This window comes from Lonepinella sp. MS14435, from assembly GCF_042485795.1.
Taxonomy (GTDB): Bacteria; Pseudomonadota; Gammaproteobacteria; order Enterobacterales; family Pasteurellaceae; genus Lonepinella.
Map to the genome: position 1 here is coordinate 1,350,675 of NZ_CP169368.1, position 13,671 is coordinate 1,364,345.

Annotated in this window: 10 protein-coding genes; 6 read left to right on the forward strand and 4 right to left on the reverse strand. The window is 39.1% G+C overall.

Features of this window, described 5'->3' with window-relative positions; translation table 11 throughout:
- The first annotated feature begins 4 nt into the window (after positions 1-4).
- Positions 5-496 (forward strand): acetolactate synthase small subunit, encoded by a 492-nt coding sequence (ilvN, locus tag O1Q80_RS06420; RefSeq protein WP_386685976.1) that lies wholly within the window; start codon positions 5-7, stop codon positions 494-496.
- Between the two features lie 96 nt (positions 497-592).
- Here the strand turns inward: ilvN and dacB are convergent, their stop codons facing one another.
- Positions 593-2,020 carry a serine-type D-Ala-D-Ala carboxypeptidase gene (gene dacB / locus O1Q80_RS06425; protein ID WP_386693785.1) on the reverse strand — a complete coding sequence of 476 codons (1,428 nt, stop codon included), beginning with the start codon at positions 2,018-2,020 and terminating at the stop codon, positions 593-595.
- 154 nt (positions 2,021-2,174) lie between these two features.
- Between dacB and greA the strand changes: the two genes are divergently transcribed.
- Complete coding sequence (gene greA, locus O1Q80_RS06430; RefSeq protein ID WP_386685980.1) at positions 2,175-2,654, forward strand: transcription elongation factor GreA; 480 nt, start codon at positions 2,175-2,177, stop codon at positions 2,652-2,654.
- A gap of 163 nt (positions 2,655-2,817) precedes the next feature.
- Here the strand turns inward: greA and yhbY are convergent, their stop codons facing one another.
- Positions 2,818-3,120, reverse strand: a complete 303-nt coding sequence (gene yhbY / locus O1Q80_RS06435; RefSeq protein ID WP_386685982.1) for a ribosome assembly RNA-binding protein YhbY — start codon at positions 3,118-3,120, stop codon at positions 2,818-2,820.
- Positions 3,121-3,226: 106 nt separating this feature from the next.
- Here yhbY and rlmE point away from each other — a divergent pair, with 106 nt between their 5' ends.
- The 4 genes from rlmE to glmM all read left to right on the forward strand — a co-directional run bounded on the left by rlmE (position 3,227) and on the right by glmM (position 8,216).
- Positions 3,227-3,853: a 23S rRNA (uridine(2552)-2'-O)-methyltransferase RlmE gene (rlmE, locus tag O1Q80_RS06440; RefSeq protein WP_386692911.1), complete on the forward strand. Its 627-nt coding sequence runs from the start codon at positions 3,227-3,229 to the stop codon at positions 3,851-3,853.
- A gap of 91 nt (positions 3,854-3,944) precedes the next feature.
- Positions 3,945-5,867 (forward strand): ATP-dependent zinc metalloprotease FtsH, encoded by a 1,923-nt coding sequence (ftsH, locus tag O1Q80_RS06445; protein WP_386693787.1) that lies wholly within the window; start codon positions 3,945-3,947, stop codon positions 5,865-5,867.
- Positions 5,868-5,978: 111 nt separating this feature from the next.
- The gene (gene folP, locus O1Q80_RS06450) at positions 5,979-6,806 is read left to right on the forward strand and encodes a dihydropteroate synthase (protein WP_386685986.1); all 828 of its coding nucleotides are present in this window, start codon (positions 5,979-5,981) and stop codon (positions 6,804-6,806) included.
- Positions 6,807-6,881: 75 nt separating this feature from the next.
- A complete protein-coding gene (gene glmM, locus O1Q80_RS06455) occupies positions 6,882-8,216 on the forward strand; it encodes a phosphoglucosamine mutase (protein WP_386693789.1) in 1,335 nt (444 codons plus the stop codon).
- A 47-nt stretch (positions 8,217-8,263) separates the two neighbouring features.
- On the opposite strand, the gene O1Q80_RS06460 is transcribed toward glmM, so the two are convergent.
- Together O1Q80_RS06460 and O1Q80_RS06465 are read right to left on the reverse strand one after the other, a co-directional pair.
- On the reverse strand, positions 8,264-11,041 hold the full coding sequence (locus O1Q80_RS06460; RefSeq protein ID WP_386693791.1) for an insulinase family protein: 2,778 nt from the start codon (positions 11,039-11,041) through the stop codon (positions 8,264-8,266).
- A gap of 81 nt (positions 11,042-11,122) precedes the next feature.
- Entirely contained in the window at positions 11,123-13,660 is a 2,538-nt protein-coding gene (locus O1Q80_RS06465) for a TonB-dependent receptor plug domain-containing protein (protein ID WP_386693793.1), read from the reverse strand.
- Positions 13,661-13,671 lie beyond the last annotated feature (11 nt).

The following is a 13,671-nucleotide window of genomic DNA, read 5'->3' on the forward strand; positions in this document are numbered from 1 at the left end:
GAAAATGCGTAGAATTTTATCAGTATTATTAGAAAATGAATCAGGTGCATTATCTCGTGTTGTCGCCTTATTTTCTCAACGAGCCTTTAATATTGAAAGCCTAACCGTTGCACCAACCGATGATCCAACCCTTTCTCGTATGACGATTGAAGCATCTGGTGATGAGCAAGTGTTAGAGCAAATAGAAAAGCAATTACATAAATTAGTCGATGTGTTTAAGGTGATTAGTTTAAGTGGTTGTGAACACGTTGAACGTGAAGTGATGTTAGTGAAAGTTCGTGCTACAGGCACATCACGTGATGAAATCAAACGTTTGACCGATATTTTCCGTGGGCAAATTGTAGATGTCACCACCAAATCTTATACGGTGCAATTATCTGGTACAAAAGATAAATTAGATGCCTTTATTCATGCCTTGAAAGAAGAAACCAGCGTGCTGGAAATTGTGAGATCGGGCTTGATTAGTCTTTCTCGGGGTGAGAAGAATATGCTTTAAGCATTAGGATTTGTTTTTTATCGCTAAATTGGGTTTCTCGGGTGGGAAACCCAATTTTAATTATGTTGAAGAAGATCAGATGTTCAACATAAAAAATTACTCTGCATAAACGCCATTATAAATCTGACTTTCAAACTGTACTAACGGTGCTCGTTTGGTTTTATTTTCTAACTCACCAGTAGAATAACCATTAATAAATTGTACAAAGGCGACTTTCTCGCCTCGAGCATTGGTCATAAAACCAGCTAAATTATAAACCCCTTTCAGCGATCCTGTTTTGGCAAGCACATTTTTCACTAGCGGTGGTTGCGTTAAGCCACCACGTCCACTGATCGTACCGTCCACGCCAGCAATCGGAAAGGTTTCTAATAGATGTAATGTATTTTCATTTTTCGCCATATACTCAAGTGCTTGTAACATGGTTTCTGGAGCAATGAGATTATGTCGTGATAACCCCGAGCCATCAGCCACAATGCTATTACCAAATTTGATACCCGCTTGTTTCGCTAAAATATTTTTTAATGCCATCGCTCCCAGTTGGAAAGTAGCTGGGCGTTTGTAATGTTGATAAGCAATAGTACGGAATAGAGCATCCGCAATTTGGTTATCTGATTTCTTCATCATTTTTTTCAATAAATCGGGCAGTGGTTTAGAGAAATGTTGAGCTAATAATGTACCTTTCTGTGGGTAGCGTGGAATTTGCACATTACCGTTAAACTGAATACCTAAACGGCTTAATTGACGTTGTACGATTGCTGCTGCATAAGCATCGGGATCTTGCACTGCGAAACTTAGCCCAAAAGGTTTACTTTGTCTGGCTATACAACCTTTGATTTGATAGCGGTTATTGTCATGAACCACAGCATCAAGCTGGCAATAATTAGATTCTTCATTACTAACCACTTGCACCTGACCAAAGATCTGAATTGGGAATTGAGAAGGTATGTTAAATTTAACATTTTCACCGACACTTTGATTGGCATCTAAATCTACATAAAAGCAGTTATTGTCAATATTGGCGGCGGCTGGGGGGGAGTTAAAACACATAGTTAAATCATTCCAAATCCAACCAGAACCGCGATCATGACTAGCAAAAATTGACGTATCTAAAATCAGATTGCCAGTGATTTTTTGAATATTTTGTTTTTTTAGTTGAGCTAATAAGGTGTAAAGTTGACCACTGGTTAAATCAGGATCACCCGTGAATTTGATAATTAAATCACCGTTTAAACCATTATTTTGAATTTTACCATTGGTAAGTAAACTGGTTTCAAATTGAAATTGGTCGCCTAATGTCAATTTGGCAGCTAAAGCCGTAAAGACCTTTTGGGTACTTGCTGGCAACATAAATGTGTCGGCATTATATTGAGTGATAATTTGGTTATTATGGAGATTTTTGGCTATAAAGCCCAAACTCGCCCCGTGTGGTAATTGTTGTGCGATAGTAGGAATATCTATTTGTGACAATACTGGTGTGGAAAAAATAAGACTGACCAGTAGCCATTTTTTGCTTAAATACTTCATTGTTGTGTTTTTAGGGTTGCTATTTTTTGTCAGAAGAACAATAATAGACTCCGAACTCGATTGAGTAAACTTTTTTCTTAACTTATTTTAACTGCGACATTGTTAATTCAATGCCGTGGTTTTGTTTTTACCTAAAAAAGGATAAATAAACACAATGCTAAAACAAATTCCCATGACTGTGCGTGGTGCAGAGCTACTCAAACAAGAACTGGATTATTTGAAAAACACTCGTCGTCCAGAGATTATTAAAGCGATTGCGGAAGCTCGTGAACACGGTGATTTAAAAGAAAATGCCGAATATCATGCAGCTCGTGAACAACAAGGTTTCTGTGAAGGACGAATTCAAGAAATTGAAGGTAAATTATCCAACTGCCAAATTATTGATGTGACTAAAATGCCGAATAATGGCAAAGTCATTTTTGGGGCAACTGTCGTGCTGTTAAATGTGGATACGGAAGAAGAAGTGAGTTACCGTATTGTGGGTGATGATGAAGCGGATATTAAATCAAGTTTAATTTCCGTTAATTCGCCTATAGCTCGTGGCTTAGTTGGTAAAGAAGTTGATGATTCAGTTACGATTACTACACCTGGTGGCAAGGTAGAATTTGAGATTGTGGAAGTGGAATATAAATAATTTTGCTTTTTTGGGTTACCCCCTCAGTCCTTCGGACAGCTCCCCCCGCAAGCAGGGGGAGCAAAATGAATAGGAGAAACAATTTTCTAGAGAGAATAGATTGGAGCAAAATTTTCTTCCCCCTGCTTGCGGGGGGAAGTCCTCGAAGGGGGATGGGGGCAAATTATTTCTTCGGCAACGAAATTTTTTTCTCTTCGCTTTGGCGATACAACACCACAACGTGACCTATGGTTTGTACTGCTGTAGATTTGGTTTCACGCACAATAGCATCAATAATGAGCTGTTTAGTTTCACGATCCGCACCAGCTACTTTAACTTTGATCAGCTCATGATAATTAAGAGCATTGTCGATTTCAGCCAGAACACCTTCGGTTAAACCATTGCCACCAAGCATGACGACAGGATTTAAATGATGGGCTAATCCTTTGAGAAATTGTTTTTGTTTGGTTGATAATGTCATTGACATAAATATAATCCTAAATTAAAAAAGTGCGGTGAAAAATACCGCAGTTGGCTTGAATTAGGCTATTTTAGCCTTATATTACAAAAACTACCACAAAATTTAAGAAATTATGGGAAGAAAAAGATCGGCAAGTTCAAGCCGTTGGTTAAATGAACATTTTAAAGATCAGTTTGTGCAGAAAGCACATAAACAAAAATTACGCTCTCGAGCTTATTTTAAATTAGATGAAATCCAGCAATCGGATCGCTTATTTAAACAAGGCATGACGGTAGTCGATCTTGGGGCAGCACCTGGGGGGTGGTCACAATATGTGGTTAGCCAGATTGGGGGTAACGGTCGTATCATTGCTTGTGATATTTTGGAAATGGATCCTATTGTAGGCGTGGACTTTTTGCAAGGGGATTTTCGTGATGAAAATGTGCTTGCTGCATTACTTGAGCGAGTAGGTGAGAGTAAAGTAGATGTTGTGATGTCAGATATGGCACCGAATTTTAGTGGTATGCCGTCAGTGGATATTCCACGAGCCATGTATTTAGTAGAACTGGCATTAGATATGTGCAAACAAGTGCTGGCAAGCAAGGGCAGTTTTGTGGTGAAAGTGTTTCAAGGTGAAGGTTTTGATGAATATTTGCGAGAAATTCGTTCACTTTTTACCACGGTCAAAGTTCGTAAGCCAGAAGCATCACGAGATCGTTCTCGTGAAGTCTATATTGTAGCAACAGGATATAAACATTAATTGCATTGATTGTTTTGCTTAATATCAATTTTATAGTAAGCTAACAGCAATTTTTTAACTTTAACTAAAATGGGGTCAAACCTTGAACGATATGATTAAAAATCTTGTCCTTTGGGTAGTTGTTGCGGTTGTGATGATGACGGCATACCAAGGATTTAATTCAACTGATACAAACAATCGTATTGATTACACTACATTTATGACAGATGTAGAAAATCAACAAGTTGCACAAACTAAATTTAACGAAGTGGGCGAAATTTTTGTAACCAAAAGAGATGGTTCAAAATATACTACCGTATTACCTGCACCCCTAGAAGATCGTCAAATTCTCAATGACCTGTTAAAACAAAAAGTTAAAATTGAAGGTGCATTACCTGAACAACGTAGTTTATTATCGCAAATTTTAATTTCGTGGTTCCCAATGTTGTTCTTAATTGGGGTATGGGTTTTCTTTATGCGACAAATGCAAGGTGGTGGCAAGGCAATGAGCTTTGGTAAAAGCCGAGCAAAAATGTTGAATAAAGAACAAATTAAAACGACCTTTGCGGATGTTGCGGGTTGTGATGAAGCTAAAGAAGAAGTAGGTGAAATAGTCGATTTTCTGCGAGATCCAAGCAAGTTCCAAAATCTTGGCGGTAAAATTCCAAAAGGTGTATTGATGGTTGGTCCACCAGGGACAGGTAAAACGTTGATCGCAAAAGCCATTGCTGGCGAAGCGAAAGTCCCATTTTTCACGATTTCAGGTTCCGATTTTGTGGAAATGTTTGTGGGGGTAGGGGCATCACGTGTACGTGATATGTTTGAGCAAGCAAAGAAAAATGCACCTTGTTTAATTTTTATTGATGAAATCGATGCCGTTGGCCGTCAGCGTGGAGCTGGTTTAGGTGGTGGTCATGATGAACGTGAACAAACCTTAAACCAAATGTTAGTCGAAATGGATGGTTTTGAAGGTAAAGAAGGGATTATTGTCATTGCTGCAACTAACCGTCCTGATGTGCTTGACCCTGCCTTAGTTCGCCCAGGACGTTTTGACCGTCAAGTCGTGGTTGGTTTACCTGATGTGCGTGGACGTGAGCAAATTTTAAAAGTACACATGCGTAAAGTACCATTAGATAATGACGTGGATGCCATGACATTGGCTCGTGGCACACCTGGTTATTCAGGGGCAGATTTGGCAAATCTTGTTAATGAAGCAGCATTATTTGCTGCTCGTAGTAACAAGCGTGTGGTAACAATGTTAGACTTTGAAAAAGCTAAAGACAAAATCAATATGGGACCTGAACGTCGCACCATGATTATGACCGATAAGCAAAAAGAAAGCACCGCTTATCATGAAGCAGGACATGCGATTGTAGGATATATTGTGCCTGAACACGATCCAGTGCATAAAGTTACTATTATTCCACGTGGTCGAGCGTTAGGGGTAACATTCTTCTTGCCTGAAGGCGATCAAGTCAGTATTAGCCAAAAACAATTAGAAAGTAAACTTTCTACTTTGTATGCAGGACGTTTAGCGGAAGATTTAATTTACGGTGAAGAAAATATTTCTACGGGGGCATCTAACGACATTAAAGTTGCGACTAATATTGCTCGTAATATGGTTACGCAATGGGGTTTCTCCGATAAACTCGGACCGATTCTTTATACTGAAGATGATGGCGAAGTATTTTTAGGGCGTTCAATGGCGAAAGCCAAACACATGTCAGATGAAACTGCTCACGTGATTGATGAAGAAGTGCGTGCTATTGTGGCAAGAAACTATGATCGAGCAAGACAAATTCTGATTGATAATATGGATATTTTGCATGCAATGAAAGATGCGTTAGTGAAATATGAAACCATTGAAGAAGAGCAAATTAAACAGTTGATGAAGCGTGAACCAGTGACTCCACCAAGTGGTTGGGATGAGAAAAAACATGGTGAACCGACTAAAACTGAAACCAAATCTGATGAGCCTAAGCAAGCTGAAAGTGCGGTGCAAAAAGGTGAAAATTTGGATAATAAATCAGAATAATTCGAGATAAAACAAAGGGATCATTATGATCCCTTTTGTTTTGCGTTTTTCTGTTTATTTGCGTAATATTTCGCTATAATATGCCATATATTAATTTTTAATATAGTGAATATGAAACTTCAAGCGAATAATAAAGTCTTAGATTTATCCCATCCCCAGATTATGGGAATTTTGAATTTTACCCCTGATTCTTTTTCTGATAGTGGTCAGTTTTTTCAACTGGATAAAGCATTATTTCAAGTGGAAAAAATGCTTAATGCTGGTGCGAGTATTATTGATATCGGCGGTGAATCTACTCGACCAAATGCACAAGAAGTGTCAGAACAAGAAGAATTAGAGCGTGTGGTTCCCTTGGTTGAAGCGGTGCGAAAACACTTTGATTGCTGGATTTCGGTTGACACATCAAAAGCCATTGTAATGTCAGAAAGTGCTAAAGTTGGAATGGATATTATTAATGATATTCGTGCATTGCAAGAACCAGATGCCTTAACAACAGCGGTGAGATTAGCCTTGCCAACCTGTCTGATGCACATGCAAGGGCAGCCACGAACAATGCAGGAAAATCCATACTATGAAAATGTGGTGGAAGACGTGTTGGAATTTCTACAAAATCGCACCGCACTTTTTTTGCAGCAAGGCGGAAAGGCGGAAAATGTGATTTGGGATGTTGGTTTTGGTTTTGGTAAAACCGTACAACATAATTTTACCTTATTACAACAGCAAGCTCGTTTTGCGGTGCAAGGTTATCCTGTATTAGCAGGACTTTCACGTAAGTCAATGTTAGGTGCTGTGTTGGACAAAACAGTGGATCAACGTTTAATCGGTAGTGTTACAGGGGCGTTATTAGCCGCACAAAATGGAGCAACTATTTTACGAGTACATGATGTGAGAGAAACCGCAGATGCCTTAAAAATTTGGCAAGCAATGATGAATGCGTAATATTTATATAGGGTGGATGATGTATTCGCCTAAAAATACAATATTTTTATAGAATAGAAAAAAGGAAAACAAAAAATGGCAGAACGTAAGTATTTTGGTACCGATGGCGTACGTGGCAAAGTGGGAACATTCCCAATTACTCCAGATTTCGCCTTAAAACTTGGTTGGGCAGCAGGTAAAGTGTTGGCAACACAAGGTTCTAAAAAAGTATTAATCGGTAAAGACACGCGAATTTCTGGCTATATGTTGGAATCCGCTTTAGAAGCAGGGTTAACCGCAGCAGGTTTATCAGCCGTGTTTGTTGGTCCGATGCCAACGCCAGCTGTAGCTTATTTAACTCGTACTTTTCGTGCTGAAGCAGGTGTTGTGATTTCAGCATCACATAATCCTTATGATGATAACGGGATTAAATTTTTCTCAGCCCAAGGTACAAAATTGCCTGATGAAGTAGAAGAAGCTATTGAAGCCATGTTAGATCAGCCGATGGATTGTGTGGCATCAGCAGAATTAGGTAAGGCGAGCCGTATTAATGATGCTTCAGGGCGTTATATTGAATTTTGTAAAGGTACATTCCCGACAGAATTAAGTTTGGAAGGTTATAAAATCGTACTAGATTGTGCTAACGGTGCAACCTATCACATTGCACCAAGTGTTATGCGTGAACTTGGGGCGGAAGTGATTGAGATCGGTACTGAACCAGACGGTTTAAATATTAATGAAAAATGCGGAGCAACAGATATTAAAGCCTTGCAAGCCAAAGTATTAGAAACTAAAGCAGATGTTGGTTTAGCCTATGATGGTGACGGTGACCGTATTATGATGGTAGATCATTTAGGCAATATGGTGGATGGCGACCAAATTCTTTATATTATTGCTCGAGAAGCGTTACGTTCAGGTAATTTAAAAGGCGGTGTAGTCGGTACTTTAATGAGCAATATGAGCCTTGAAATTGCCTTAAAACAGTTAGGTGTGCCATTCTTACGAGCCAACGTAGGCGACCGTTATGTATTGGAAAAAATGCAGGAAAATAACTGGAAATTTGGCGGTGAAAATTCAGGGCATATTATTATCTCGGATAAAAATACCACAGGCGATGGCATTATTGCATCACTAGCTGTATTGACCGCTATGGTACAACACAAATTAAGTTTGAATGAATTAGTAACGGCAGTGCCATTATTTCCACAAGTATTAATTAATGTACGTTTTGCTGGTGGAGAGAATCCATTAGAAAGTGATAAAGTAAAATCTGTAGCATCCGATGTAGAAAAACGTTTAGCAGGTAAAGGTCGAATTTTATTACGTAAGTCAGGTACTGAACCGTTAATTCGAGTCATGGTAGAATGCCAAGACGGCGAACTTGCTCAACAATGTGCAGAAGAAATTGCCAATGCAGTGAAAGCCAATTAAATTAGGGAAGAAGTGCGGTGTAAAATATCGCACTTTTAACTTAAATCTTAATATTTCTCACTGATTTTTGTCGCCTTATAAGATAAGGCGTTTTCTTTTTGAGTAACCACAAAAACTTTCATATTTGCTGGATTGTAAAGTTGTTTTGCCATTTCTCGACTATTTTCAAGAGTAATATTTTCCGCTAATTGGTTTAATTCCGTTAAATATTGTGGAGTGTTAAACTGGTTATCACTTAAGACTAAACGAGTTAACCACGTTTGTGGTGATGTTAATCGTTCTTTTTCCTTTTGTAGAAATTTCTTTTTGCTTTCGTTGACATCCGCCAGCACGATGTGATCAGCTAAATGTTGCAAGACGTTTTGTGCCAATTTTATTAAATGATCAGTTTTCTCAGGATTTGCGGTGAAACGTAATTCACTTTCAATTCGTTGTGTTTCAGGGTTTAACTTGCTTTCAAAGCGTAAACTGTACACGCCCAAATGTTCATCTCGGAGCGATAATTTTAATTTTTGGGTAGCAATGGATTGTAATAAGGAAACCAATACCGCATCTTTCCCTTGCCATTGATGTGGGTTAAATGTCCACAATTGCACATCATCTTTTGGGGCAATATTCATTGCAAAATAGCGAATATCTGTTCCGCCTAATGGCAACGTTTTTTGGCTAGGTAAAGCCTTTTGGCGTGGAATAGTGGTTAAATATTGTCGGATCAAATTTTTCACTTGATCATATTCCATATTATTCACCACGTAATAGGTTGTCGGTGCATTAACTATGGTTTGCCATTGTTGATTTAAATCTTGCTCGGTTAATTGGTTTAATTCTGTCAAGGTTGGCAAAATATCATGACGTTCTACACCATAGCGTAATTGGGTGAGTGCTTTAACTCTTTGATTTTCTAACGTATCTTTCTGTTGTAAATCAAGTTGGCGAATCATTTGTTGCTTTACGTCATCTAGCCCTTGGCGTACTTGGGTTTCCATTTGGTAAGCATAGTATAACCTTAGTAAATCCGCTAAATGTTGATTTTTTACCACCGCACTAAAGGATAAATTTTGCTCATCTTGTTTGGTAAATAAATTGATCTTATGCTGATTTTTCCAATATTCTAGCTCATTTTCTTGCCAATCCAACGGAGCATTTTGCATGACTAATTGGCTTGCCATTTGACTTTGCCAGTAACCTAAACCTTCCGCCTGAAAACCTGCACTGCTTTGGGTTTGCAAATAAGTGCTGTCTTTTGCCACCGCACTTTTTAACCACACTACTTTGTCACCATTGGACAGTGTGAAATAGATGACATTTTGCTCTGGATAGTTTTTTTCCGCCACAATTTCACCAGTTTGAGTAAGCATAGGAAAGGTTTTTAGCTTAATTTGCTTTTCTTGTTGTGGAGCAGAAAGTGCAGTTTTATCAGCATTTGCTTGTAAATTCACCACTATTTCAGATGTAATCGGTGCAATTTTAGTTAGGCGTGGTGCTTGATATTGAACAATGCGATCTTTTTGTGTAAACCAATTTAAAATATGCTGATTTACTTGTTCAAGGGTGATTTTTTGCAATAAAGGTTCGGTTAAATCGGCAATTTCAGCTTGTGAATAATAGGGTTTATCTGCCAAAATCGTTTCTTGTAACACTTGTATCCACTTGGCAAAATTCCGGTCTTCCTTGTTTTCGCGAGCCTGATCAATTTGGGCTTGAATTGTGGCTTTTTGTTTAATGAGTTCAGGTTCGGTGATTGGGTATTGTTTCAGCCGAGCGATTTCGCTGAAAATCGCTTGCAAGCCTTGTTGATGCGAATGTTCATCCACACTAGTGAAAATCCCCAACGCTACCGTAGTTTTGCCAATATCAGATTTTCGTACCACCAAACTTTTCACGCCAGTTGGTAAATTTTCTTGCTGATGACGTAGGCGTTGGGTGAGCAGGCTTAAAGCAATGCGGTCGAGTAAACGCAGGAAACGTCCTTGTTCAGTTTGCTCTCGTATTTCCTTTTCGTTGAAACGCACAATATAAGCGATTTGACTCACGCCACTTTGCGGATCTTGTAATTGAATGGTGCGTAAGGTATCGCTTAATGTTGGTTCATAATAATCCCGTTGTGGTAAAGTTGAGGGTTTCATACCAGCAAAATATCGTTGAATAAGTTGCTGAGTTTTTTTTACCTCAATATCACCAACAATGAGTAATTGCATATTGTTTGGTACATACCAAGTGCGGTAGAAATTTTGCAAGTTTTTGGCGTGCATTTGCATAATGCTGTCCTGTGTGCCAATCACAGGGGAGCGAGTATAACGAGAATCCACTCGTACCGAATTGGTACGTAAACGATTCATGCGTTCACCCACACCTTGTCCTTGTCGCCATTCTTCCAGAATAATTTTACGTTCATCATTAAGATCTTGTTGGGTAATTCTTGCATGAAATAGCATTTGCGATAACACATCAAGACTTTGATTTAAATCCGTATTGAGTGGAGGGGCGAACATATAAGTTGTACTGTCATTGTTAGTTACCGCATTATAATGCTGTCCCCGTTGCCATTTGTTGCTATGTAAATAAGGCATCACGCCTTGTGGGTATTTTTCAGAAGCTCGGAAGACAATATGTTCCACCATATGTGCCACACCTGTTTGTTCATCTGTTTCATCGATTGCCCCTGCATTGACTTTCATGCGAATCTCAATATGCCCTTTTTCTTGATGCAAAGGTAACAGAGTATAGCGTAAACCGTTGTTGAGCTTACCTTGAATAGGGTGGCTGATTTCGGCATTTGCCAAGAGTGCAATAGATAATAGAAAAAAAGAAAAGAAAAAACGCATCGGGATCCTTAAATAAAGATAATAAACCACCTATCTATATTATACAGATAGGTGGCAGAAGTGCGGTGTTTTTTTATAAAATTACCAATTATAACTCACACCCAACCAGAAGTTACGCCCCATTCGCCAAACAGGTTTGGCGTTTGAATTGGCACGGGTGCTAACTGGTACTTGTTTGTTTAGTACGTTATTCACATCCAACGTTAATTCAAGGTATTGGGTGTTTTTGATTGGTAGGCTATAAGTGAAACGCCAGTCAAGATTGAAATGTCCTGCAATGGTTTCATCATAATAATTGACAGCTTCGCCTACATAATCGCCACAAATACGGCGTAATGATGCACTGGTGCTGTTGCTACCATTACAGTAAGACGTGTTATTTTGCGTGGTCATCTGAGTTTTCTTACCTTGGTAACTTAAGGTATGATCCCACGACAAATTAATGCTCGGGAATTTTGTGGTAATAGTACCAATCACTTTCCACGGGGCATTAAAGTCCGCTGGAGGTAATTCCGATGAATCGTATAATTGCTCATTATAGATAGCTTTCGCATAGGTGTCTGATGCAGACGCATCATAATGGCGGTTATTATTTTTATAGCGATAAATCGATCCTGCAATAGACCAACCCAATTCCATTGAACCTAATTTATAGGCTTCTGGTGAAGAAAAGGTGAGTGAGTAGGTGTTATTGCTTGATGTACCATCGTTCACCAATACATAATAGGCTTTACCGTTGATAATGCGTTGTTGAGAGGTAAGTTGATCACGCCCGTTACGATGTACCCATTTAAAGGTCAGGTCATTGCCCCATAATTTTTGGTTAAAGCCTAATACGATTTCATCATTATAAGGAGTTTTGACCTTGTTCATCATGCGTGGTACGTTCACATCGCCAGAGCTATATAATGCCCATTCTCCCAAGGAACCATCGCTATTAGTGCCATTATAACTACGGCGATAGGTTTCTCTACCCATAATGCCTTCACGTAATTTATAGCTTAAATTTGAGCGAGCATAATAGCGGTTTAAACCAGTAAAAACTTGGGTTTCTTTATCGCCAAATATATCATAGGAGGCAGATAAACGGTGGGCGAGGGAAGTATTGCCGTAGAATTTATTGTAATCGACTCTTAACCCTAAATTAGTTTCCAACCGTCCCCAAGTGATTTGATCTTGGATATAGGCACCGTAGTCATCATCGCTGGCTTTCACATTGCGAGTATAGAAATATTGTTTATTACGAGCATATTGGCTGCCATCAATACATTGTTCCGCTCCGTTACAAACCACGGCAGGATTGGATACATAATAATATTCCGTGGTGGCAATATCACGTTTATATTGGGCTTTAGATTTCTCCGCTGCCCAACCAAAACTGATTTTATGGTTGGTTGGACCCCAATCAAATTCGTTTACCGTGAAATCCTGTTTGGCAGTAAAACTTTCTTTTTGAGTATAAACACGACCATAGCCACCGTAGGTTTTTTCATACAAATAATCATCGCTAAATTCTAGGCTATAACGGCTATAATCGGCACTGTCATTTTCTACTTCATCGCCTGTTTTTTTATAGCCAATATGGGTTTTCATTTTCAGATTCGAAAATTCCTTTTCCCACTCAATACTGCCTTGAACCCCACCACCTGTGTTGGTATAACGACCATTGACCACGTTATCTCTTGGTTTTTCCGCTTTATGCGGTGAATAAATTAGGGTAGCGCGCCATAAATCGCCATTATTAGGCAAATAAATTCCACGCAATAAGAAAGTTTCATTGATACGTTTTTGATGGCTCGGCACACGACTGCCATCGGCATAGACTAATTCAGTATGATAATAATCAATATCCGATGTGGTGCGATCATAGGCAAGGGTGATCGCTACATTATCGCTTAACGGCGTACTTGCCACAAAACCATAGCTATGTTTCACATAATGTTGGTGAATATTTAAATAGCGGTTATTGCTAGTGTCGCCAGATACATAATAATCTGCCCACGCACTGCGCGTGGTGCGATAATACACACGTCCTTCAGGGCGTTCTAAATTCGGATCTTTTAATTCTGCATTAATCACCCCACCCGTAAAATTGCCATATTTGGCAGAAATATTGCTATCAAATACTTCCACGGTTTTGAGCAAAGACGGATCGATCCACAAAGATTGCGAGTTCCCATCTGGCAAATCATAAGGATTATTGGTATCAATAGAACGAGCATCTGCCCCTGGATTTAGGTTGTCATTATTGGACATGCCATCAATGATAAAGTTATTTTCCCAGTATTTTTCGCCATGGAAAGATACTTCATTCGGTTTTATATCGCCTGCATTATCCGCACTGTCCGCTGTATTGGAAAATTGCACATTCGGATTAGTACGTAATAATTCGGTAATATGGCTATTACGAATTGGCGTATGTTTAATTTTTTCCGCCGTAATAGTTTGTGTTCCCATTTGTTGGCTAAAGGATGTGCCACTGACCACAATAGTGTCCAAGGTTTCTGCCGTATCGCTTGCTTGCTCTGGTGAAACAACAGTATTTTCTTCCGCCATTACAGGCAGGGTTAAGGCAGCCCAAATACTGGTGGCTAATATAGAATAAGTAAATTTACGCATTGTTTAAATCC

Excerpts from the sequence above, each read along its gene's own strand:
- ilvN (WP_386685976.1), top strand. The coding sequence starts at position 5 with ATGCGTAGAATTTTATCAGTATTATTAGAAAATGAATCAGGTGCATTA.
- dacB (WP_386693785.1), bottom strand. The coding sequence starts at position 2,020 with ATGAAGTATTTAAGCAAAAAATGGCTACTGGTCAGTCTTATTTTTTCC.
- greA (WP_386685980.1), top strand. The coding sequence starts at position 2,175 with ATGCTAAAACAAATTCCCATGACTGTGCGTGGTGCAGAGCTACTCAAA.
- yhbY (WP_386685982.1), bottom strand. The coding sequence starts at position 3,120 with ATGTCAATGACATTATCAACCAAACAAAAACAATTTCTCAAAGGATTA.
- rlmE (WP_386692911.1), top strand. The coding sequence starts at position 3,227 with ATGGGAAGAAAAAGATCGGCAAGTTCAAGCCGTTGGTTAAATGAACAT.
- ftsH (WP_386693787.1), top strand. The coding sequence starts at position 3,945 with ATGATTAAAAATCTTGTCCTTTGGGTAGTTGTTGCGGTTGTGATGATG.
- folP (WP_386685986.1), top strand. The coding sequence starts at position 5,979 with ATGAAACTTCAAGCGAATAATAAAGTCTTAGATTTATCCCATCCCCAG.
- glmM (WP_386693789.1), top strand. The coding sequence starts at position 6,882 with ATGGCAGAACGTAAGTATTTTGGTACCGATGGCGTACGTGGCAAAGTG.
- O1Q80_RS06460 (WP_386693791.1), bottom strand. The coding sequence starts at position 11,041 with ATGCGTTTTTTCTTTTCTTTTTTTCTATTATCTATTGCACTCTTGGCA.
- O1Q80_RS06465 (WP_386693793.1), bottom strand. The coding sequence starts at position 13,660 with ATGCGTAAATTTACTTATTCTATATTAGCCACCAGTATTTGGGCTGCC.